The organism is Nitratidesulfovibrio liaohensis (assembly GCF_011682075.1).
Taxonomy (GTDB): domain Bacteria; phylum Desulfobacterota; class Desulfovibrionia; order Desulfovibrionales; family Desulfovibrionaceae; genus Cupidesulfovibrio; species Cupidesulfovibrio liaohensis.
In genome coordinates this window covers 1-22,769 of the sequence record NZ_VSMK01000044.1, presented here as the reverse complement: position 1 = coordinate 22,769, position 22,769 = coordinate 1, and the positions used below count along the sequence as shown (strand labels likewise).

At 66.2% G+C, this 22,769-nt stretch carries 19 protein-coding genes; 13 read left to right on the top strand and 6 right to left on the bottom strand.

What is annotated here, in order from left to right; translation table 11 throughout:
* The first annotated feature begins 192 nt into the window (after window positions 1-192).
* From nikB to FVW27_RS02020, 6 genes are all read left to right on the top strand, one after another.
* Window positions 193-1,134, top strand: coding sequence for a nickel ABC transporter permease subunit NikB (gene nikB, locus FVW27_RS02045; protein ID WP_167122309.1), 942 nt, complete (start codon window positions 193-195; stop codon window positions 1,132-1,134).
* Window positions 1,131-2,174 (top strand): nickel ABC transporter permease subunit NikC, encoded by a 1,044-nt coding sequence (gene nikC / locus FVW27_RS02040; RefSeq protein WP_167122307.1) that lies wholly within the window; start codon window positions 1,131-1,133, stop codon window positions 2,172-2,174. Before nikB ends, nikC begins: the two co-directional genes overlap by 4 nt.
* Window positions 2,171-3,160 carry an ABC transporter ATP-binding protein gene (locus tag FVW27_RS02035; protein ID WP_167122305.1) on the top strand — a complete coding sequence of 330 codons (990 nt, stop codon included), beginning with the start codon at window positions 2,171-2,173 and terminating at the stop codon, window positions 3,158-3,160. Before nikC ends, FVW27_RS02035 begins: the two co-directional genes overlap by 4 nt.
* Window positions 3,157-4,092 carry an ABC transporter ATP-binding protein gene (locus FVW27_RS02030; RefSeq protein WP_243838152.1) on the top strand — a complete coding sequence of 312 codons (936 nt, stop codon included), beginning with the start codon at window positions 3,157-3,159 and terminating at the stop codon, window positions 4,090-4,092. Before FVW27_RS02035 ends, FVW27_RS02030 begins: the two co-directional genes overlap by 4 nt.
* Window positions 4,093-4,217: 125 nt before the next feature.
* Window positions 4,218-5,144: a hypothetical protein gene (locus FVW27_RS02025; protein WP_341806036.1), complete on the top strand. Its 927-nt coding sequence runs from the start codon at window positions 4,218-4,220 to the stop codon at window positions 5,142-5,144.
* Between the two features lie 152 nt (window positions 5,145-5,296).
* Window positions 5,297-6,028 (top strand): carbonic anhydrase, encoded by a 732-nt coding sequence (locus FVW27_RS02020; RefSeq protein ID WP_167122303.1) that lies wholly within the window; start codon window positions 5,297-5,299, stop codon window positions 6,026-6,028.
* 144 nt (window positions 6,029-6,172) lie between these two features.
* On the opposite strand, the gene FVW27_RS02015 is transcribed toward FVW27_RS02020, so the two are convergent.
* Window positions 6,173-7,861, bottom strand: a complete 1,689-nt coding sequence (locus tag FVW27_RS02015; protein ID WP_167122301.1) for a glycosyltransferase — start codon at window positions 7,859-7,861, stop codon at window positions 6,173-6,175.
* Between the two features lie 296 nt (window positions 7,862-8,157).
* Here FVW27_RS02015 and FVW27_RS02010 point away from each other — a divergent pair, with 296 nt between their 5' ends.
* From FVW27_RS02010 to FVW27_RS01995, 4 genes are read left to right on the top strand one after another with little or no spacing between them, the layout of a single operon-like run.
* Window positions 8,158-9,132, top strand: a complete 975-nt coding sequence (locus tag FVW27_RS02010) for a CsgG/HfaB family protein (RefSeq protein WP_341806034.1) — start codon at window positions 8,158-8,160, stop codon at window positions 9,130-9,132.
* An 8-nt stretch (window positions 9,133-9,140) separates the two neighbouring features.
* Complete coding sequence (locus tag FVW27_RS02005) at window positions 9,141-9,500, top strand: hypothetical protein (RefSeq protein WP_167122299.1); 360 nt, start codon at window positions 9,141-9,143, stop codon at window positions 9,498-9,500.
* Entirely contained in the window at window positions 9,497-10,033 is a 537-nt protein-coding gene (locus FVW27_RS02000) for a DUF4810 domain-containing protein (RefSeq protein WP_167122297.1), read from the top strand. The genes FVW27_RS02005 and FVW27_RS02000 overlap by 4 nt, the downstream gene beginning before the upstream one ends.
* A complete protein-coding gene (locus tag FVW27_RS01995; protein WP_167122295.1) occupies window positions 10,026-10,715 on the top strand; it encodes a GNA1162 family protein in 690 nt (229 codons plus the stop codon). Before FVW27_RS02000 ends, FVW27_RS01995 begins: the two co-directional genes overlap by 8 nt.
* A gap of 403 nt (window positions 10,716-11,118) precedes the next feature.
* Here the strand turns inward: FVW27_RS01995 and FVW27_RS01990 are convergent, their stop codons facing one another.
* Window positions 11,119-11,463, bottom strand: coding sequence for a hypothetical protein (locus FVW27_RS01990; protein ID WP_341806032.1), 345 nt, complete (start codon window positions 11,461-11,463; stop codon window positions 11,119-11,121).
* A 493-nt stretch (window positions 11,464-11,956) separates the two neighbouring features.
* Between FVW27_RS01990 and FVW27_RS01985 the strand changes: the two genes are divergently transcribed.
* Complete coding sequence (locus FVW27_RS01985) at window positions 11,957-12,742, top strand: hypothetical protein (RefSeq protein WP_167122293.1); 786 nt, start codon at window positions 11,957-11,959, stop codon at window positions 12,740-12,742.
* A gap of 108 nt (window positions 12,743-12,850) precedes the next feature.
* On the opposite strand, the gene FVW27_RS01980 is transcribed toward FVW27_RS01985, so the two are convergent.
* The 3 genes from FVW27_RS01980 to FVW27_RS01970 form a co-directional block, all read right to left on the bottom strand.
* Window positions 12,851-15,184 (bottom strand): FAD-dependent oxidoreductase, encoded by a 2,334-nt coding sequence (locus FVW27_RS01980; RefSeq protein ID WP_167122291.1) that lies wholly within the window; start codon window positions 15,182-15,184, stop codon window positions 12,851-12,853.
* Window positions 15,185-15,434: 250 nt separating this feature from the next.
* Window positions 15,435-17,069 carry a glutamate synthase-related protein gene (locus FVW27_RS01975; RefSeq protein WP_167122289.1) on the bottom strand — a complete coding sequence of 545 codons (1,635 nt, stop codon included), beginning with the start codon at window positions 17,067-17,069 and terminating at the stop codon, window positions 15,435-15,437.
* Complete coding sequence (locus tag FVW27_RS01970; RefSeq protein WP_167122287.1) at window positions 17,033-18,160, bottom strand: class II glutamine amidotransferase domain-containing protein; 1,128 nt, start codon at window positions 18,158-18,160, stop codon at window positions 17,033-17,035. The genes FVW27_RS01975 and FVW27_RS01970 overlap by 37 nt, the downstream gene beginning before the upstream one ends.
* Before the next feature lie 706 nt (window positions 18,161-18,866).
* On the opposite strand from FVW27_RS01970, the gene FVW27_RS01965 reads away from it, so the two are divergent.
* Both FVW27_RS01965 and FVW27_RS01960 read left to right on the top strand, forming a co-directional pair.
* Window positions 18,867-19,343, top strand: coding sequence for a cytochrome c3 family protein (locus FVW27_RS01965; protein ID WP_167122285.1), 477 nt, complete (start codon window positions 18,867-18,869; stop codon window positions 19,341-19,343).
* Window positions 19,336-20,910, top strand: a complete 1,575-nt coding sequence (locus FVW27_RS01960; RefSeq protein ID WP_167122283.1) for an ammonia-forming cytochrome c nitrite reductase subunit c552 — start codon at window positions 19,336-19,338, stop codon at window positions 20,908-20,910. Before FVW27_RS01965 ends, FVW27_RS01960 begins: the two co-directional genes overlap by 8 nt.
* A 955-nt stretch (window positions 20,911-21,865) precedes the next feature.
* Here the strand turns inward: FVW27_RS01960 and FVW27_RS01955 are convergent.
* On the bottom strand, window positions 21,866-22,769 hold a 904-nt coding region (locus FVW27_RS01955), incomplete at its 5' end, for a glycosyltransferase family 4 protein (protein WP_167122281.1).

Below are 22,769 nucleotides of genomic sequence, written 5' to 3'. Positions count from 1 at the left end.
AAGCGCCGCCTTCCCTTTTTCCTGCCGCCGGGGGGCCGATACAGACGTCCGCCCCCGAAGGCATTCTTCAATTTGTCGATGTGCCTTTTTCCTTATACTCCGCGCCGGTCTTTCCGGCGCGGATGGCTGGTGTGGACGACAACACCCCAACAGTCGATCCCGCTGCGCCCCGCCCAGCCCCGGAAACCACGCATGCCCGCCTACATACTGAAACGCCTCGCCGCGCTCATTCCCCTGCTGCTGCTGGTCTCGGTGGTGGTCTTCCTGCTGCTGCGCGCAGCACAGGGCGACCCGGCCATGGCCTACCTGCGCCTGTCGCGCATCCCCCCCACCGACGAGGCCCTGGCCACCGCCCGCCGCATGCTGGAACTGGACCTGCCCCTGTGGCAACAGTACGTCCGCTGGCTGGCCCGCGCCGTCACCGGCGACTTCGGCAATTCCTACGTCACGGGCCGCCCGGTGCTGGGCGAGGTGTTGCACTACCTGCCCGCCACCCTGCAACTGGCCGGGGCGGCCCTGCTGCTCACCCTGGCCGTCAGCGTGCCCCTCGGGGTCGGCGCGGCCCTGCACCGCGACCGCCCGCTGGACAACGCGGCCCGCGCCCTGTCCTTCACCAGCGTATCCCTGCCCAATTTCTGGCTGGGCTTTCTGCTGGTGTGGCTGTTCGCGGTCAAGCTGGGCTGGCTGCCCGCGCTGGGACGCGGCGGGCTTGAACACATGGTGTTGCCCGCCGTCACCCTGTCGCTGATGTCCATGGGCATCAACACCCGGCTCATCCGCACCAGCCTGCTGGAAAACATGCACGCCCGGCACATCATGTACGCGCGGGCGCGCGGCATCTCCGAACGTGGCGTGGTGTGGCGGCACATGTTCAAGAATTCGCTGATCCCGGTGCTGACATCCCTTGGCATGCACGTGGGCGAACTGCTGGGCGGCGCGGTGATCGTGGAAACGGTGTTCGCCTGGCCGGGCGTGGGCCGCTACGCGGTGTCCGCCGTGTACAACCGCGACTATCCCATATTGCAGTGCTTCATGCTGCTGATGACGGCCATCTTCGTGCTGTGCAACCTGGCCGTGGACATCCTGTATGCATGGGCCGACCCGCGCATCCGGCTGGGGGAGGACCGCGCATGAGCCAGGATACCCTCACCGAGGCCACGCCCGCCGTCGCCCCCGCGATCATTCCCGACGCGGCACCGGGCAACACGCTGTTGCGCCAGTTGTTGTCGCGGCCCACGGCCCTTGCCGCGCTGGCCCTGCTGTGCATCATCCTGTCCATGGCCGTGTTCGCGCCCGCCTTCTCGCCCCGCGCCCCGGACGATGTGGACATCACCCGCAAGTTCGAGGCCCCCAGCATGGAAGAGCCCCTGGGCACCGACCATCTGGGCCGCAGCGTGCTGGCCCGACTGTGCCACGGCACGCGGGTTTCACTGTTCGCCGTGGGGGCCATCCTGACCTGCATCGTGGCCGTGGGGCTGACGGCGGGTTGCGTGGCAGGCTACGCGGGGGGGCGGGTGGACAGCCTGCTCATGCGCACCTGCGACGTGTTCATGACCTTTCCCACCTTCATTCTGGCGCTGTTTCTGGTGGGGGTGCTGGGGTCGGGGCTGACCAACGTGATCATCGCCGTGGTCTGCACCCACTGGGCCTGGTACGCGCGGTTCGCGCGCGGGCTGGTGCTGGGGCTGAAGCAGCGCGAATACGTGCTGGCCGCGCGCGCGGCAGGCACCCGCCCGGCGCGGCTGGTGCTGCGGCACATTCTGCCGCCGGTGCTGGCCCAGATGCTGGTCATGGCCGGGCTGGACGTGGGCCACATGCTGCTGCACGTTTCCGGCCTGTCCTTCCTGGGCCTTGGGGTGCGCCCGCCCACGCCGGAATGGGGGGTGATGATCGGCGATGCGCGCGAATACATCGGCGCACACCCGGAACAGCTGCTGTACCCCGGCCTGATGATCTTCGTGACGGTGATGGCCTTCAACCTGCTGGGCGATGCCCTGCGCGACGCGCTGGACCCCGCCGCCGCGCGCGAGACGGAACAGGACGCGGCCTGCGCGGCGCACGGGGCTGATGGCTTCGACGATCCGGAATATCCCTCGGAATATCCGGATGACGCAGACAACGATCCGGCGGATTTCCACGGTGCGCCCGCGAACGCGCGCGAGGGGGCGGCATGAACGACGGCACATCTTCACCCACTGGCCCCATGCCGACATCCACCACTGCCCCCGTGCCCGCACTGATCGTGCACGGGCTGGAACTGCGCCGTTCCGCCCATCGCGCCGAGACGAAAACCGGCGCCACCGGAAACACCCCTGCCCAGGCCGCTCCCCCTCTTGTCGGGCCTGTGGACCTGACGGTGGAACGCGGCCAGGTGGTCTGCCTGGTGGGCCCCAGCGGCTGCGGCAAGTCGCTGACCTGCATGTCGTTGCTGGGCATGCTGCCCGACGGCGTGACCCGCACGGCGGGCACCATCCGCGTGAATGGCCAGGCTGTGGACGGGCAGGACGCGAACGGCGCCCCGCCGGAACGGCTGCGCCTGCTGCGCGGGCGCGGGGCCGCCTACGTGCTGCAGAACCCGGCCAGTTGCTTCGACCCGGTGTTCACCATCGGTGCGCATTTTCAGGAAACCCTGGCCGCGCATCAGCCCGACGGAAGCCGCAGCGGAGCCCGGCCCGACTGGCGTACCGCGGCCCGTGCCGCCCTGTGCGAGGTGGGGTTTGACGATGCGCAGGCCATCCTGCGCCACTACCCGTTCCAGATGAGCGGCGGCATGCTCCAGCGGGTGATGATCGCCCTGGCCCTGGTGCTGGACGTGCCCCTGCTCATTGCCGACGAGCCCACCACCGACCTCGACCTGCCCTCGCAGGCCCGCGTGCTGGATTTGCTGGAGCAGGTGCGGCGCACCCGCAACATGGCCATCCTGCTGGTGACGCACGACCTCAGCGTGGCGGCCCGCATGGCCCACCGCATGGCCGTCATGCGTCATGGCCGGGTGGTGGAACAGGGCGACGTGCGCGAACTGTTCGCCGCGCCACGCCACCCGTACACCCGCGCCCTGCTGGCCGCGCACCACCGCCTGTACGGCCTGTGCCCGCCGCAAGGGGACGACACCGTGCAGCAGCATCCTGCCTCCTCTTCCGCCGCCGCAGGCCGCCCATGAAGGACACCGCCATGCATCCTGATGCTGTTTCCACCATATCGGCCGAATCTTCCGCCTCTTCCTTCTCCTCCGTCCCGTCCTTCTCCTGCGTGGCCGGTACACCCGGCAACGACGCCCCGCCCCTGCTGGAACTGTGCGGGGTCACCCGCAGCTACCGCACCGGCGGATGGTTTGCCCCGCGTCAGCAGCGGCAGGTGCTGCGCGGGGTGGACCTGACCGTGCGCGAAGGCGGCTGCACCGGTGTTGTCGGCCCCAGCGGTGCGGGCAAGAGCACCCTGTGCCGCATCGCCCTGGGCCTGGAACAGCCCGACGGCGGCATGGTGCGGTTCATGGGAAGGGATGTGCGCCACGGCCTGGGCAAGGATCGCCGCCATATCCAGGTGGTTTTCCAGAACTCGGTAAACGCGGTGAACCCGCGCCTGACCGTGGAACGCATCATCGGCGAGCCGCTGGAAAACTTCACCACGCTGAACCGCCGCCAGCGCCGCTCCCGCGCCGGAGAACTGCTGGAACAGGTACACCTTTCCCCGTCCCTGCTGGACCGCCTGCCCCACCGCCTGAGCGGCGGACAGTTGCAGCGGGTGTGCATCGCCCGCGCCCTGGCCCCCCGCCCCCGGCTGATCCTGCTGGACGAAGCCCTGAGCAGCCTGGACATGCTGGTGCAGGCCCGCGTGCTGGATCTGCTGACCGAACTGCGCCGCGCCACGGGCGTCGCCTATCTGTTCGTGACTCACGACGTGCGACTGGTGCCGCTGTTCTGCGACGAGGCCGCCGTGCTCACCGAAGGCCGGGTGGCCCCGGTGGACATGCATGCGCCCGGCCATCCCTGCGCACGACAACAGGCCGCGCACCAGGCAACCCCGCACCAGGAAGCCTTCAACGCGCTGCGTGCGGCCATCCTGCCCGCCATGCCGGTGGGCACGCCGGGGTAGCCCCGCCACCGGGCACGCGCCTGCCCGGCATTCCACCGGACGATATGCCTGGCTATACGTCTGGCGACCCCTTTGGCTGCCCCGCGTCGCTTGCAATTTGGCGCGGTGCGGGGCAAGCCTGTGGCGTGACAACATCCCCCACCCACGCAATCCCCCCCGCAGCGCAGGACTGTCCCCGGCCCGATTCCGGGCCCGGCTCCGATCACAACCTCGGCCCCGACCTGGTCCTGGGGCTGGCCGCCGGGTACCATGCGGGCGACGTGCGCCCGTTCCTCGCATCCCTGCGGGCCACCGGCTTCGCGGGGCGGTGCGTGCTGTTCACCTCGCCCACCACCCGCGACACCGACCGCATGGCCGACATGGGCGCGGACATCCTGCCCTTCGAACGTCCGCCCGCGCTGGCCCACCTGCCCTACAACGCCCTGCGCTACTTCCTGTACCTGGACCTGCTGCGGCAAGCCCCGCGCCCCTACGCCCGCATCCTGGTCACCGACGTGCGCGACGTCGTCTTCCAGCGCGACCCGTTCTCCTTCCCGTGGGCCGACGGCCTCAATGTGACCCTGGAGGACGCCCGCATGACCATCGGCACCTGCCCGTACATGACCCGCTGGGTCATCGGGCACCTGGGCGAGGCGGCCTGGCGGGCGCTGGCGGAAAAACGCATCTCCTGCTCCGGCACCACCGTGGGCAACCACGCGGCCATGCTGGACTATCTGGAACGGCTGACCGGGCTGCTCCTGCCATTCTCTCCCGCGCCGCCACCACCGCCCCCGCCCCCAACATCCTCGCCCGGCGGCACGCCCCCGCCGCCCACCGGCATGGCCGGGTACGACCAGGGCGTGCACAACCACCTGCTGCACGGCGGCCACCTGTCCAAGGTCACCGTGCACGACAACGCCGGGCCCATCCTGACCCTGGGCTACAAGGCCACCCCGCCCGCCACAGATGCCCACGGCGACATCCTGAACGACGCGGGCCTGCCCGCCGTCATGGTGCACCAGTACGACCGCATGCCCGATCTGTTCCGGACGGTACGCGCCCGCTACGCATAGTATCCCTTTCCAGGGGCAGGACCAGCGGCGGCAGTTCCGGACTGTCACGCGGGCAACTGCATGCTCAGTCAATACAAGGTGTCTTTTCTTTTTCTCCAGGATCGTGCAGGGAGAAGAATCCTGTATTGTACCCCCATATCCGGAGGATACCCATGCGTCTTCGTTTCCTGCCAGCCCTGCTTCTCGTGGCCGTCATGGCCGGTACCGCGTTCGCCGGCAGCCAGGGGCCCGGCATCAGCCCGGACCAGGCCCTGCAACGCCTGAAGGAAGGCAATGCCCGGTTCGTGGCCGAAACCCCGACCGAGCGGAACCTGTCGGCCAAGCGCCTCGCCACCTCGCAAAACGGCCAGACCCCCTACGCCATCATTCTTTCCTGCGCCGATTCGCGCGCACCCGTGGAACTGATTTTCGATGAAGGGGTCGGCGACCTGTTCGTCATCCGCGTGGCGGGCAACGTGGCCGCCACCGACGAAGTGGGCACCGCGGAATACGGCGCGGACCACCTCAACGTGCCGCTGATGGTGGTGATGGGCCATACCCAGTGCGGGGCCGTTACCGCCGTGGTGCAGGGGGCCGAGGTGCACGGGTCCATCCCCATGCTGGTGGCCCCCATTGTCCCCGCCGTGACTGCCGTTGAAAAATCCAACCCAAAGCACGACCGCGCGGCCCTTGTGCCCAAGGTCATCGAAGCCAATGTCTGGCAGGCCATTGACGACACCATGCGCCAAAGCCCCATCATCCGCGCCCGCGTTGCCGAGGGCAAGCTGAAGGTCGTCGGCGCCATCTACCATATTGACGACGGCAAGGTGGAATGGCTGGGCGAACATCCCATGCAGGCCCGGCTGCTGAACTACTCCAGCGGTCCCGCCAAGGCCCACCGGTAGCCGCCCGGCCCCGCCCCGCCGCGCCCGGCGAGACGGGACGGGTGTGACGGGTGTAACGGGCGTGACTGGACAACGCACGAAAGCAGGAAGCGGGGAGTGGCGACACCCCCCGCTTCCTTGCGTTGCATCCGCCCGGCTGCGCAGCTAAAGCGCGCCTTCCCGTGCAGCCGCCTGAAGGGTGCGCACGCACAGCCCCACGTACGACCGCGCGGCGGACGGCAGTTGCCCGGCCACCGACTCGTAGGCGGCCACCAGGTCGGCCACGTCGGCGGCGCGGGTGGCCCGGTCCACGTCGGCCAGTTCCTGCTCGGTGAACTTGCGTTCCATCTTGTAGTGGTTGCCCCACACATGCCCCCAAGAGGCCTCGGACAGCGGCGCGGCGCGCCCGGCGTCCTGGCGGTGCACCACGCGTACCCTGCCGTCGTAGACCACCCGGCCCCCCGCCTTCCACACCTGGATGTCGTGCTCCAGATCGTCCACCTGCGAAGGCGAAAAGCGCAGGTCGAAGTCGGGCACGCCCAGCCGGGCGCAGGCCGCCTTGTCCAGCAGGTGGCAGCAGCCCATCACCGAAAGGCACGGGCGGCGCTGCCCGTACTGGCCGAAATCCATGACCAGCGGCGCGTTGTTGGTGAACCGGATGAGGTGCTTGCCGGTCTTCTCGAAGTAGCGGGCCACGTACTGCACCGTGGGCAGGCTGCCGGGGTTCACCCCTTGCGGGCCCACCACCACGGTGCCGGGCATTTCGTCCATGTCCTGCACGTAGCTGCGCAGCCAGGTGCGCGGCAGCAGCACGTCGTCGTCCAGAAAGGCGAACAGCTCCCTGTCGCGCATGGAATCGAGGTGCCACAGCCAGTTGCGGGCCGCGGGCGCGCCGATGTTGATGGGCAGCTGGATCAGTTCCACCTGCCGCCCGGCGGCCACCGCGCGCACGCCCGCCTCGAACTCGTCGCGCGAAAACGCCGTGGACCCGTTGTTGATGAGCGCCACGTGCGCCCCGCCAATGTCCGAAGCCAGCAGGCTGGCCAGGGTATCCAGGGTCACCTGCAACTTGTTCCAGGTGTAGAACCCCACGCCGATGCGCCGCCCCTCCAGCACCGAGGCCGGGGCCTCGGGCCTGCCCATCTGGGCCAGGTGGCGCACCAGGAACAGCAAGGCGGGTTCGGCGTCCAGCGTTTCCATGTACAGGGCGCGGGCCGTGGAAAGGTCATTGGCGGCCTCGGCCATGCGCGCGCGCAGCAACATCGTCAGCGGGCACGGCAGGGCTTTCGCCAGCAGTTCGTCGCGCAGGGCGGCATCACCCGCCGCATGGGCGGCGTGGGCCAGCACGCCCGCACCCGCCGGAGCCGCCGGGGATGCGAGAAAATGCGCGATCCCCGCCGCCGTATGTTCCCACGTGCCCATTTCCCACAGGCGCATCAGGCAGGCGAACACGTCGCCGGGTGCCGTGGCCTGGCGGCATGCGGCCAATACCGCGTCCGGGTCGGCGGGCAGGTCCCAGACCCTGCCGAAGGCCTCGTTGGCGGGCACCTGCGGCTGGCCATCCAGCACGGCGGCGGACGCTTTCAGCCACGCGGCATAGGCGGGCGACGGCGCGGCCATGGCCCCCAGTTGCCCCACCAACCCACGCAGCCCTGTGTCCAGCGGATTCAACAGCAGGGCCTGGCGCAACAGCCCGGTACCGAACAGCACCCGTGCCTTCTGCTGCTGCGGGGGCAGCTTGTCCAGTTCGCCCAGCAGTTCGTTGGCCCCGGCCATGGCGTAGCCGGACTGGCTGAGGCCGTGCAGCAGGTGCAGGAACATCCATTTGGCGAGGGGGGCGTCGGTGGCGGGCATGAAACCTCCGGAAAATGTACGGGCGCGGCCCCGCGCGGCGAGGCGTGCGCTTTCCGTAGCATATCGGCAGGTACGGGCAAAGCATGACATCCCGGCGCGCTCCGGTGCCGGGATGTCGAAAGATGCCGCACCACACGGACATGCGGGCAACGATGTTCGCAGAACGATTCCCCATCGGCCCGCGCTATACAAATTCGCAAATCCAATCAGTAACCCCCCATGCATATTGTAAAGACGTGTATCTATTGGTAAGCAATCACTTTCATTTTCCGTTCTAACCTTTGGGGAGGTACAACGTGTTGAAAAGGTTGATTCCCTTGCTGGCCGTAGCGCTCCTGATGACAGGGTGCGCCACCACCGAGCGGCCCAAGGCGGAACGCGTGGAAGGGGCACCGGCGGCGGTAAGCCCCACCGTGCAGCAGGCCGCCGCCATGGACAAGAAGGGCGTGAAGCGGAAAGTCGCCATCGGCCGCTTCACCAACGAGACCAAGTACGGCCAGAGCTTTTTCCTGGACAAGGATTCACGCGACCGCCTGGGCAAGCAGGCCGTGGACATCCTGTCTTCTAAGCTGGTGGCCACCGAAAAGTTCATCCTCATCGAACGCGCCGACCTGGACAAGATTCAGAAGGAACTGGGCATCGGCGGCGCGGGCGAATACCGCAACATGGCGGACTACCTGATTCTGGGTTCCGTCACCGAATTCGGGCGCAAGGACGTGGGCGACGTGGGCGTGTTCAGCCGCTCGAAGCGCCAGGTGGCCTTCGCCAAGGTGCACATCCGCCTGGTGGAGGTTTCCACCGGCCAGATCATCCATTCCGAGGAAGGCAGCGGCGAGGCCTATTCCGAGGCAGGCAGCATCATGGGCGTGGGCAGCCGCGCCGGGTACGACACCACGCTGAACGACAAGGCCATCGAGGCGGCCATCACCAACGTGTCGTCGAACATCATCGAAAACCTGCTGGAACGCCCCTGGAAGGGCTACATCCTGGCCCAGGAAGGCGGGCAGTACCTGATTTCCGGCGGCAAGACCCAGAACATCAAGGCGGGCGACCTGTTCGACGTGGTGGCCGAGGGGCAGAAGGTGCGCAACCCCCAGACCAACATGGACATCGTCCTGCCCGGCAAGGTGGTGGGCAGGCTGCGCGTGGCCGCCACCCTGGGCGACACGCCGGAGAGCGAAGTTTCCGCCTGCACGTTGCAGGAAGGCTCGCTGGCCGCGTGGGACGCCACCAACGAGTACGGCAAACTGTTCATCCGCGAAGTTCGCTAGGGGGCATCATGCACAAGACATCCACACGCATCGCCACGCTGGCGGCGCTGGCCGCCGTGCTGCTGCTTACCGGGCTGTTCGCGGGCTGCGCCTCGCGCGAGGGCGTGGTGCAGGGCGACACCAAGGCCTATTTCTGGTTCACCGGCAACGCCAGGGGCGCCGTGGCCCGCCTGAACGACCTGCCCCCCTTCACCCTGGGGCAGTCCAGCGGCGCCAAGGACTGGAACACCACCCCCAAGACCAAGGACACCGTGTACGAGGTGGCTCCGGGCCGCTACACCGTCATCGTCGAACGCGACGGCGTGGTGGTGGTGAACCGCACCGTGCTGGTGGGCGCGGGCATGACCAAGGAGATTCTTGTCCCATGACCATGGCGCACGAGAGCACTCACTCCCTGGCAAATCCCCTGCGGGCCGCGCAACTGGCACTGCTGGCCGCCGCCCTGTGCGTGCTGTGCACCGGCTGCGCCAAACCCAACGCCATGTACTGCATGGACAACTACTCCTCCACCCTCTACGCCTGCCGCAAGAACCCCGCGCAGGAACAGCAGGACAAGCACGTCAAGGCCATGCAGGACATCGTGGCCAAGTCGGAACAGCGCAACCTGCGTGTGCCGCCCGGCATCTTCGCCGAGCTTGGCTACATCAGCCTGAAGGCGGGCCAGATGGCCGATGCCAAAAAGTACTTCGAGGCGGAAAACCGGCTGTACCCGGAATCCAAGGTGTTCACCACGCGCCTGCTGGCCTGGGCGGACGCCTCGTCCGGAACCGGCGCGGAAAAGCCTGCGGCCGATGGCGCGGCAACGGAAGGTGCGGACAGCAAGGGGGGCGTCATCACTCCCGCCGATGCGATGAACGACGCGCCCGTACTGCCCGCCGGGGAGGGGGCCGCCCATGAATAGGCTGATCGCCGCCACGCTGCTGCTGGCCCTTGCCCTGCTGGGCGGCTGCGCCCACACCGCGCAGCAATCCACCAAGGCGGAACTCTTTCCGCTGATGTACGAACAGAAGCCGCGTTCCATCGTGGTGCTGCCGCCCATCAACGAATCCACGGCGGCGGACGCGCCCACGTACTATTCCACCACCATCCAGGAACCGCTGGTGTTCACCGGGTACTACGTGCTGCCGTACGAGGTGTCCTCGGACATCCTGGCCCATGAAGGCATCACCGACGGGCACCAGTTGTACGACCTGCCGCTGAACACCCTGAAGGAATACTTCGGGGCCGACGCGGTGCTGTTCACCCGCATCAAGAAGTGGGACACCTCGTACGCGGTGGTGGCCTCGTACCTGACCGTGGCCGTGGAATGCGAACTGAAATCCACCACCACCGGCGAAAAGATGTGGAACTACTCCGGCACGGTGGTCGTGGACCTGACCAACCACAACACCGGCGGCGGCCTGGCCGGGCTGCTGGTGCAGGTGGTGGTGACGGCCATGAACACAGCCATGGCCGACTACGTGCCCTACGCCATGCAGGCCAACGCCATCGCCCTCAACGCCATGCCCTACGGGCCGTACCACCCGCAGCACGAGAAGGACAGCGAATACAAGGTGTTCGTGCCGAAGGCCGCCGACAAGTAGGCACAACGACACGGGAGATGAACAGGCACGGGCGGAACCGCATGCGGTTCCGCCCTTTTTTCGCGACGTGTGCCCGGCAACAGCCCCAAGGGGGGCGTCACGATCAGGAATTTTGTTCTCTGCCAAGGAAGAGCCGTTTTTTATGGAGGGAGCGCCTCAGCCGTCAGGTGAGCGGAGCGAACCTTACGGCTGAGGACCGCAGAGTGCACCTTCGCGTACTCGACCGAAATAAAAACCGTTCTGACCGTTGTGCGCTCAATGCCCGTATCGCTGTTGTCCCATCCGTACGGGTCGAATACTCGCCTACGGCTGGGGCAAGGCTCGCAGGCTCGCCCAACGGGCACGCTTCGCGCCCTTCGGGGCGGTCCGGCAGAGGGCAGAAGGCCCCTCGTGACGACACCCCCTAGAAGCCCGGCGGACACTCATAGCCGCGCGCGCGGCGCTGGGCCAGATCGCCCCCCGGCTGGGATTCGAAAAAATACACGGACTTGCCCTTGTCCGTTGCCAGAATGCCCTTGCAGTAGGCACCGCACACGCCGGGGTCGGTGGCAAAGCAGACATTCTCGTACTCGAACTTCAGGAAGTTGGTGGGCCACGAGTTGCAGTCGAAACGGCTCCCCACCGGGCAATCCAGCCGCTTCACCTGCCCCGCCGCCACCACGCCCATGCCCTTGAGGTTGGCAATGTCGTCCAGGGCCATGGCGGAACGGACAGGGCCGATGGACGCGGCAAGAAACGCCAGCGGCACAAGTATTGCGACGGCGACGCAACGGATGAAGCCAATTGCCCCATCATGCGCGGTACGGTCGTTCCCATGTCTGGCGCGTTGCGTCCGTGCGCATGCCTTCCGGGCGCAAGCTCCCTGTGCCGCGTGCATCGTTCACCCCGTGCGTTTCGGTTGTTCCTGCAGTACTTGGCTCCACCATATCGTACCGGCAGCCCGCCGCAACCCCCTGCGGCAGCATGGATAGCCGAAAAATGCAGCCCCCGCGCCAATGACCCTGCATGCCCGGGCGCCCCTACCGCCACCTTTCGCCCGGTCAGGCCTCATTTGCGGAGCATCAGCGGGGGCATCACCCGACATCATCAGATTGACGCACCGCATCCGGGCGGATAGACGACGACAACGGATGATACTCCATCCTTCATGGACGGCCACGGAAACGTCGCGGGGGCATGCCCGCGCGCCGGTCTGCCCTGCAACAGTTGCCAGCATCCATCACCCGCCCTACGGAGGAACCGTGCCCGGCATTCGCCCGTTTCGCCTTTCCGCCACCGCCGCCATGCGGGGCTCGCTGCCCCTCCTGGCGCTGCTGCTGACCACGGCGCTGCTGCTTTCCGGCTGCGCCAAGCCCGCATCCGTGCCCGACGCCACATCCTCCCCAGCGGCACAGGCCGAAGCCGCAGCCCCAAATGCCAAGGACGCCGAGGCCGCCAGAATGCGCGAGACGGCCAGCAAGCCCCACTCGCCCACCACGCCGGATGACGCCGCGTGCGATCCGCTGACCGGCGTGCTGCAAGGCCAGTGCGTGTCCATGAATCAGGAAAAGACGCGCGGCCAGTGCTATTCGCTGCGGCCCGGCGCCACCACCACCAAAAAGGACAAGAAAGGCAAGACGGTGAAGGTCACCGGACGCTGCCAGCCGCAAAGCCTGATCTACGCCCGCTGCCGCACCGGCATCGACACCTGCCGCCTGGGCGACACCAGCCCGGTGCAGTGGTTCAGCTGTGCCCAGCGCAACGGGGCCACCACCCGCACGCCCACGCCGGGTTCGGTCATGGTGCTGGATGCCAACAAGGGCCGGGGCATGCCCACCGGCCACCCGGTGTACGTGGAGGAAACCTGCCCCAACAAGGACGGCACGTGGACCCTGCGCATCACCCACACCAACTACGACCGCCAGTGCCATCTGGACCAGGACGCCAAGGTGCGCTTCAACCCCAGGACCATGCAGGTCACCTTCCTGACCGGCCCATGGGGCTGCTGGGCCAAGGACCTGAAGGCCATGGGGTTCATCTTGCGCTAGAGACAACCCCGCGCCTTCGCGCAACTTCCGCAATACGAACGGGCGGCCCTTCCGTGAGGAGGGACCGCCCGTTTTGCTTGCTGACGTGGAGCCTGGCAGTGCGCCCGGTTATTCCATCGGGGTGTTCTCGACCAGATTCCAGATGCCGCACGGGCAGGCCCCGGCGCAGAAGCCGCAGCCGATGCACTTGTCGGCGTCCACGGCCATCTCGAAGCCGCACCCGCCCTGCACTTCACGGCGGCTGATGGCCGCCTGCGGGCAGATGGTCTCGCAGATGCCGCAGTCGCGGCACGCGCCGCAACTGGCGCAGGCGTCGCCGCACTGGCCGAGGTCCTGGAAGTTGTCGATGCGCGGGTCGAAGTATTCCAGCTTCACGCGCGCATAGTCGATCATCTTGCGCGTGTCGGACACGGGGCGCTTGCCTTCGGCCATTTCCACGATGGCTTCGGCGGCCTTGCGGCCCATGCCGATGGCCTGGGTGAGCAGGCCGGGGCGCACCGCATCGCCGATGGCGAAGACGCGCGCGTCGGTGGTCTGCTGGATGTCGTTGACCACCACGTGGCCGCGCTCCACGGCGATGTCGTCGGGCAGGTAGTCGAGGCCGGGCGCATCACCGATGGAGAAGATGACCGTTTCGGCGGGCAGCAGCTCGCCGGTGGTCAGCACCAACCCTTCGGGGGTGATCTCCCTGGTGAAGCAGGGCCAGCGGAAGGTGGCGCCCACGTGTTCCGCCTCTTCCCGTTCCTTGCCGAAGGCCGCCGGGGTCTGGATGTCGATGAGGGTGATGGATTCCGCCCCCAGCCGCGCGGCCTCGGTGGCCACGTCGCAGCCCACGTTGCCCGCGCCCACGATGACCACCCGCTTGCCCACGGTGCCGGAACCGGACTTGGCCGACTTCAGGAATTCCAGCGCGGTGCGGGCCAGTTCCTTGCCGGGCACGGGCAGCATGCGCGGGGTGTTGGCGCCGGTGGCCAGCACCACGAAGTCGTTGTCGGACTTCAGCTGGGCGAAGTCGTCCTTGCCCAGACGCTGTTGCAGATGCACGTGGGGCAGCACTTCGCGGGCGCGCGCCAGTTCCGCGTCCAGCACGTCCTGCGGAATGCGGCTGCCGGGAATGGCCGAGCTGATCTTGCCGCCCAGTTCCTTTTCCATGTCGTACACGGTGGCGGCAATGCCGCGCATGCGCAACTGCCACGCGACAGAGATGCCCGCCGCGCCGCCGCCGATGACGGCAACTTTCGTCCCGGTCAGGGGGGGCAGCTTGGGCGTGCGCGATGCGGCGCCCGCCCTGCCGATCTGGGTGATGTCCACGGGCTTCATGCGTTGCAGGCTGCGCGAACAGCCCTGCATGCACAGGTTGGGGCACAGGTAGCCGCACACGGTGGCCGGGAAGGGGGTGTAGGCCAGGGCCACGTCCACCGCCTCGTCGATCAGGCCTTCGCGCACCAGCCGCCAGCGCTCCTGCACCGGCATGCCGGTGGGACAGCTGGACTGGCAGGGGGCCATGTGCTGGCCGTTTTCCCACACCGGCACAAAGCGGCGCAGCTCGCCAGTGGTGATGAGCGGGATGGGGCTGCGGTCCACCGAGGTCAGGTCGCCCACAAGGCCGCCCATGCCCAGTTCCTTCTCCCACACGTTGCGGCGGAAATCCGCCACGGCCCGGCGCTTCTTGCCCACCTTCTCGAAGGGGCCGCGCGCGGCAATGCACTGCCAGTCCTCGCGCACCGAAAGCCCGGCCAGAAGGTCCGACTTGCCGATGGCGGCCAGGAACCCGGCCAGGTTTTCGGTCAGCCACGCCCAGGCGGCATCGTCGATGGGCACCTGCTTGGCATCCGCCTGCGAAAAGCCCTCGTGCGGGCCGTGCACGAAGATGCGCCCGCCCACCATGCCCACGCAGGGACGGTAGCCCAGCACGTTGGCGGGGTTCTGCGCGCCCACGCCGCAAACCACGGCGGTGCCGCCCGCCATGAACTCGGCGAAGTAGTCGCCAACGCCGCCCAGCACCCACAGTTCCGGCGCGGAAAAGCGCGGGTTCTGCTTGGTCATGGTCATGCCGCGCGAGCCGATGTTGCCCGCCACGTACACGCGCCCCTGGGCCATGCCGTTGCACGCGCCGTTGCCGGCATTGCCGTGCACGACGATGTTGGCGCCCGCGTTCAGCCAGCCCACGTCGTCGGACGCGGGCCCGAACACTTCCACCGTGGTGCCGGTGCTGCCCAGCGAACCCAGCCGCTGGCCCGACGACCCGCGCACGGTGACGTGCACGGGTTCCTGTTCCGATATCCACAAACGCCCGCCGATGCCGTGCTGACCACAGGCATCCACTTCCACGTTGCGCGCGCCGTCGCGCACAACGCCTTGCAGGCGCTCTTCGAGAATGCGCGATTCGATGCGCTTTCCGTCTTCGATGCCGCTTACGCGGACCACTTCGCTGGGGGACATGGCGTCACTCCGCTGCTGTATGGTTGCCTTTTCGGCGTTATCTTCATTCGCCGCGCCGCAGCTTCATTTCCTGTCTGCCGCGCGGAATCTTTTCTTCACACGGTGCTTCCGGCATCCGGCATCCGGCATCCGGAGGAATTTCGCCTTCCGGCGAGGAAGGCGGGGCTTTTCCGAGGGGAGCGTACTCTTCGGTACGTGACCCGAAGGAGAAGACCGCCTGACGAAGCCCGAAGGCGAAAGGCCCCGGATGCTAAACGACGTACTGGATGCCGAGCCGGTCGGCAGCGTGTTTGTTGGCAATGCCCAGCGCGTCGGACATGCCCACGGGCAGCGAGGTGGACCGGCCCAGCGGCGCGAATATCTTGCGCAGCTCGGTGTCGAAGGCCAGGTAGAAGTCCACCACCCGTTCGGCCACCTTTTCCGGGTCCAGCCTGCGGTACACGCGGGGGTCCTGCGAGGTGATGCCCTTGGGGCAGCGGCCCAGGTTGCAGATGTTGCAGCGGTCGATTTCCGACCCCACGCATCCGGCACCGGCCTGCATCACGTACTTGCCCACCTGCACCATGCTGGCGCCCAGCATGATCAGGGCGGCGGCGTTGTGTGCGAGGTTGCCGTTCTTGCCGATGCCCCCGCCCGCGATGAGCGGGATTTCGTTCTGGCAGCCCTGCTGCACGAGGTCGTGGTAGCAGTCGCGGATGTTCGAGGCGATGGGGTGGCCCATGTGGTTCATGGACACGTTGTAGGCCGCCCCGGTGCCGCCGTCCTCGCCGTCGATGGCAAGGCCCGCCGCGTAGGGGTTGCGCACCAGGTTGTTCAGCACGGCGCGCGAGGTGGTGGTGGCGGATATCTTGGGGTAGACGGGCACGCGGAATCCCCAGGCCATGCTCATGGACTGGATCATCTTGGCCACGGATTCCTCGATGGAATACTGGGTCTGGTGGGTGGGGGGGCTGGGCAGGGACACGCCCGGCGGCACCCCGCGAATGGAGGCGATGAGCTTGTTGACCTTGTGCCACATCAGCAGGCCGCCGTCGCCGGGCTTGGCGCCCTGGCCGTACTTGATCTCGATGGCGCAGGGGTCTTCCTTCATCTGGGGGATGGCATGCAGGATTTCATCCCACCCGAAGTAGCCGGAGGCAATCTGCAGGATGACGTATTTGAGAAAGCGCGAGCGCAGCAGGCGCGGCGGGCAGCCGCCTTCACCGGTGCACATGCGCACGGGCATGCCCATTTCCTCGTTCAGGTAGGCAACGCCCATCTGCAGGCCTTCCCACATGTTGGGAGAAAGCGCGCCAAAGGACATGGAGCCGATGACCAGCGGGTAGATTTCGCGCACCGCGGGCACCCAGCCGTTTTCCTGGAAGGCCTTCAGCCCCTGTTCGGGCGGCAGCACGCGGCCCAGCAGGGTGCGCAGTTCGAACTCGTGCCGCCCGGCGTCCAGCGCGGGGTCGGTGAGCATGGATATGCGGATGAACTTGATCTGGTCCAGCAGGCTGTCCGGCGCGTTGCGGCGGCCGCCACGGGTGCGGGCGTGGCCCCCGCGGTTGTTGTGGAAGCGCAGCGCGGTGCCTTCGTCCAGCCGCATGGGCCGTATGGCATTGTTGGGGCAGACCATGGTGCACATGGCGCAGCCGATGCAGGCGTAGGCCGCGTCGGTGCGCTGGCGGATGCCGTGGAACACCGAATAGGTGTTCTTGGGCTTCTGCATGAGGCCGGTGGTGGTTTCGACCACGCGCTTCCTGTGCACGGCAAGCTCGATGGCGCTCACCGGACACACGGAGGTACACCGCCCGCACAGGGTGCAGGTGTCCTTGTTCCACTCGACCTGCCAGGGCAGGTCCTTCACGCTCAGCGTTGACGGGGTAATGCCTGCAGTTGGCTGCATATGGTCACCTCTTGGCATTCGGGACGGACGTAGGCCGTGTCCAGATGCATGGGCTGGAAGTCGAGGGTCTTGTCGCGGTCGGGGATGGCGGCGTCGAGGCCGCACAACTCGGACGAAAAGGCGTACATGCCGGGTTTGCCGCCCACCACGCCGGGGCGCAGCTTCTTGCGGTCCTGCACCATGAACATGGTGCCGTCCGGCAGGCAGCCGATGACGCAGTTGGGGCCGTCGATGATCATCTTGCGGCACAGCACCTTCAGGCGGGCCAGCATGTCCTGGTCGGGGTGCCCGGCCATTTCGGCGTCGGACAGCGGGGTGATGACGTGCTTGTACGCCTCCACCGGCAGGCCCAGCTTGTAGTGCGTGAAATGCATGATGTGCGTGAATACCTCGGAGTCGGACTGGTAGCCGGTGTAGCCGGGCACGTTGCGCGACGAAAGGTATTCGCGGATCGGGATGAACGCCGTGTTTTCCCCGTTGGTCATGGTGCACACGCCCTCGATGAAGAACGGGTGGCATGCGTACAGGTTGATGGCGTAGTTGGTGTTCTGGCGGCCCTGGCACAGGATGCGGCGGGCGTGCAGGTCGGGCCGGTCAAGGCCCAGGTACTCGCCCACGGTGAGCGGATCGCCCACTTCCTTGATCATCACCACGCCCGGCCAGAACGAAAAGGCCATCATGTCGCGCTCGGCCTCGCCCTGCTGGCGGATGGCCACGCGGGTCTGCACCAGCTGCGCGGTGCGCTCGGCCTCGGGCATGTCGGCCCAGGCTTTCGGCGGCTCGTAGGCGCGGGCCAGGTACACGCCGCGCCTGGGCGTGCCCGCAGGCGGACTGGACTTGATGATCGACACCGAATGGAACGGACGAAACCCGAGGTCGTCCATGATTCCGTCGAGCCGCTTCAGGCCCTTTTCGGTGAAGATGCCGGAGAGGATGGGATATTCGGGGTGCTCCGCGAAGGGACCCGACAGACCGGATAGATAGAGCCCGACCCCGGAGCCGTCATGCCCTTCCTTCATCACATTCAGGGCATTGATGGCCACCATGGGGGAGACGGGTTCCGTCGAAGTCAAGGCGAACAATCGACACATGGACGCGTTCTCCGGATGGCGTGGACTCCGCCCCGGAATGACACGAATGCGCAATCCGCAGCGGGTTCACGTGCGATAGCGGAAAATCCCAAAAACGGCAAGATCGCGCGTTTGGTGGCGGCCACATTGGTTTTTTTATTACATATTTGTATGACTGAATATTACATTATTGCAAGAAAATTGATTATAATACACTATAATAAAACACTTATCAGCGGTATTCCGGCAAATATCCCCATCGCCCAGCCTTGCGTCCGGACAGTGCCGGGCCGGTCACGCCTCCCTCAATATGAACTGAACGCTCACACAACAATTGTTCTGCATTTCCTGCGGGATGCGTTGCGGCCCATCCGGAATTCCCTTGTTTTCCGAGGCGTTCTGTCCATTCCGATCGGAACCGGATGTGGGCCGCCCGAGGCGGCAGAGAACTGTGCGGCGCACCAATGCGCGTCATTTTTCCTTGTCAAAGCACAAAGATACACAATTAATCAGAAAATTGTAAAAGTTCAGACTTCGCAGCTCCATAAAAAAATCATTGTATCACAGGATGTTGTTTTCCCATACAATGAGGCGGGAATCCTTGCCACGTCCGCCGCGCAACACCTGCGACTGCATGGCCGACACCGCGAACCGTCCACCACGGTACGCGGGCCGCGTCGGCTTTCGCGGCGGGCAGACGCACGACACACCAACAGGAGGAGGAATCATGCATGCTCTGCGGAGCAACTCCACCGGCCGACCATGGCGCATCATGCTCCTGGCCGGGCTGGCGGGCGTTGCCGTTACCGTAGGCGCGGCCCTGGCCATGACTGCCACGGACCAGGCCCTGTTCTGCGGTAGCTGCCATTCCATGGCCGAGGCGGCGCTGACCCACAAGCGTTCGCCGCACGCGAAGCTGGCGTGCAACGAATGCCATGCGCCGCACAACCTGGCCGCCAAGCTGCCCTTCAAGGCCAAGGAAGGCACGCGCGACATTTACTCCACAACCCTTGGCACCATCCCCGATCTGATCCACCCCGGAGAGGAAACCAGGGACGTGGTACAGGCCAACTGTCGGCGCTGCCATGTGGCCAGCACCATGACCGTGTCCATGGAAACCAAGAAGTACTGCACAGACTGCCACCGTCACGTGCCCCATACCCCCAAGCTGCCCATTGCCAGAAGGAGTGCCGCCGATGTCTAGCCGTCGCCTTCTCGTTGCGCTGGTGGCCATGGCGCTCGCCGTGCTGGCGGGCTGTTCCGAGCCTTCGGAACCCATGACGCCCACCTACAAGACCAAACTTTCCGCTGAAGAAATGAAGAATTCCGCGTTCAAGGCGGAATTCCCGCTGCACTACGAAACGTACCTGCGCAACAACGAATCGCAGATCATGACCGAGTACGGCGGATCCGTTGCGTACAACAAGAACGACAACGTGAACCCCCTGCCCGAAGGGTACAAGCACGCCCAGCCGTACCTGAAGAACCTGTGGCTGGGGTACCCCTTCAGCTACGAATACCGCGCCGCGCGCGGCCACACCTACGCGGTGAAGGACATCCTGCACATCGACCGGCTGAACAACTACAGCGAGAAGGCGGGCCTGCCCTCCACCTGCTGGAACTGCAAGACGCCCAAGATGATGGAATGGGTGAAGGAAAACGGCGACGAGTTCTGGGCCAAGGACTTCCACGAGTTTCGCCAGAAGCTGGACGTGGACGACCACACCATCGGCTGCGCCAACTGCCACGAGCCGCAGACCATGGAACTGCGCCTGTACAGCGAACCGCTGAAGGACTACCTGAAGTCCCAGAACAAGGAATTCAAGAACCTGTCCCGCAACGAAAAGCGCGCCCTGGTCTGCGGCCAGTGCCACGTGGAATACTACTTCCAGGACAAGGAATTCGGCGCGGCCAAGAAGCCGGTGTTCCCGTGGGCCAACGGCTTCGACCCCGAAGACATGTTCGAGTACTACAAGACCCACGGCAACACGACCACCAAGGGCTTCGAGGGCAACTTCGTGGACTGGGTACACCCCGTGTCCAAGACCCCCATGCTGAAGGCCCAACACCCCGAATACGAAACGTGGATCAACGGCGTGCATGGCTCCGCCGGGGTCACCTGCGCCGATTGCCACATGTCCTACACCCGGCTTGACGGCAAGAAGAAGATGTCCACCCACCACTGGACGTCGCCGCTGAAGGATCCGGACCTGCGCGCCTGCCGCCAGTGCCACACCGACAAGACCCCCGACTACCTGCGCCAGCGCGTGCTGTTCACCCAGAACAAGGTCTGGGAACAGTTGATGGTGGCCCAGGACATCTCGGTGAAGGCGCACGAGGCCATCCGCATGGCTGCCGAATACACCGGACCCAAGCCCGCCGATTACGACGACCTGATGATCGAGGCGCGCCAGATGTGCCGCAAGGGCCAGTTCTTCTGGGATCTGATCTCCGCCGAGAACAGCGTGGGCTTCCACAACCCCACCAAGGCCCTGAACACCCTGGCCCAGTCGCAGCAGTACAGCCAGAAGGCCGTGGACGTGGCCATCCGCGCGGCGGCCTTCACCACCGCCAAGGACCTGGACGGCGACATCAAGAAGATCGTGCCGCCCATCCTGAAGCACAGCCGCGAACTGCAAATGGACCCGGCCCACATGGCCACCCACAAGTGGTTCAAGTACCTGCCAGTCACCCCCAAGGCACCGCGCGTGTGGGACGGCCAGACCCGGCTGATTCCGCCGCCCGCACCCGCCGCGGCCCCGGCCAGCTAGGCGGGTGCATGGCGTGACGGACCACCGGCGCGCCCACTGACAACAAACAGGAAAGGGCCGGACGATGCACGTCCGGCCCTTGTCCGTTACGGGCGACACCCGGTCCGCGCTCTGGGCGGCGCATGCGCATGGAGGATGTGAGGGGGAAGGGGAGCATCCGCTGCGGACACGTCACACCAGACGCAAACGGACAACAGAGAGGGCCGGACGCTGTCACGTCCGGCCCTTTTCCTTCGGGCTGAGCCCTCTGCTCTCCGTTTCGCCGCTGGCGCACGGCGACCGCAGGGGCATCACCGGTCACGGACGATGAGGATAGCCAACACCGCCAGCGCCACGATCATGAACACCCAAGTCATGGAGAATCCCCCTCGCGGCTCACTTGCGGCATACCTATACCTCGGCTGCACCCTCTGTCACTGCGGGAAAACCCTACCTTTAAAGTTTCTCCATAAGGTATACGGGCCAAGAAGCGCCGCAAACCGTGCAGTGCCGTGCATCCGGGTGGCGTGCAAGTCGTTTTTCGCAAATTATGAAGAATATGTGGCCCCTTGCGCATAGATGTCCACATATCGCTGCATTTGCAACACGAATCAACGTGAGCGGAATCTTGCGCGTACAGTAGTAAGCACTCTTACATACCAAAAATAGTACAATGGCTCACGTTTGGTCCCGTCACACAAAATGAACACAATCGTTCTCTGCGGGAAGGGGACCAATCCTGCGTGAAAACGCCGGACGGCAACCCCACTCCACCCTACTCTAAATTTTAAACATTTTCCATCTGCAAGCAAGGAATCGCGGCGAATCGGAACGCACAGGAAAAAGACCGCCGTGTCGTGTACAACGGATACGCGGCAACAGCGGTACGACAAGCAGAGAAAAAAGGAGGCGCCGGCAGGCGGAGAGAACAGAAAGCCGGGAAGATGACTGGGAAGGAGGCAGGCGAAAGAAACGCTTATCGCAAGCGGCGATACAGGGCCATGTACGATTCGGCCATGCGGGTATCGGTATAGTGGGCCACACTGGCCGTGCCGCCAGCCACCAACCGGGCGCGCAGGGCAGCGTCCGTGGCGATGCGGCGCATGGCCTCGCCCAGGGCCGGTGCATCGCCGGGAGGAACCACCAGGCCGTTTTCGCCGTCGCGCACCAGTTCCAGGTTGGAGGCGAGGCCGGAGCAGATCACCGGCAGCCCGGTCACCCAGCCCTCCTTGATCACCCCGCTGCTGCCTTCGCCATGTACCGAGGGCACCACCAGCGCATCACAGTCGGGCAGCATGCGGCGGCTGTCCTGCCGCCCCAGAAAGGCCATGTGCGGGGATACGCCCAGCGCATCGGCCCGGTCCAGCAGGATGCCGAACAGCGGGCCTTCGCCCACCACGCGCACTTCCCACGGGGGCATGGAATCGCCGCCAGCCGTATCAACGGCCACATCGCTGGCTTCGGTGTCCCCCTCGCTGCGCACAGACCCTGCCTTCAGGGCCGCCAGCGCCTCTATGAGCACCGCATGGCCCTTCTGCGGGGTGAGTGCGCCCACCATGCCGAACACGAAACGACCGTCGCCGCGTTCGCGCCGAGGGTAGTAGCGGGAAGGGTCGATGCCGGAATGGATCACCGTGATGCGCGCCGGGTCCAGCCCGGCAGCCGCCAGCACGCCGCCCGTCTCGGCGCTGACCGCCGCCACCGCGTCCGCCGCCAGATACTTGCGGCGGCTCAGGCCCCGGCCCAGCGGATAGGACACCCGCCGGGTATGCAGAAGCGGCACCTTTGCCCCCCACGTTCCCTTGCACAGCGCGCCCAGACTGGCCGCACGGGCGTCGTGGGTGTGCAGCACCACCCTGGCATGGCCGCGCGCCTCTCGC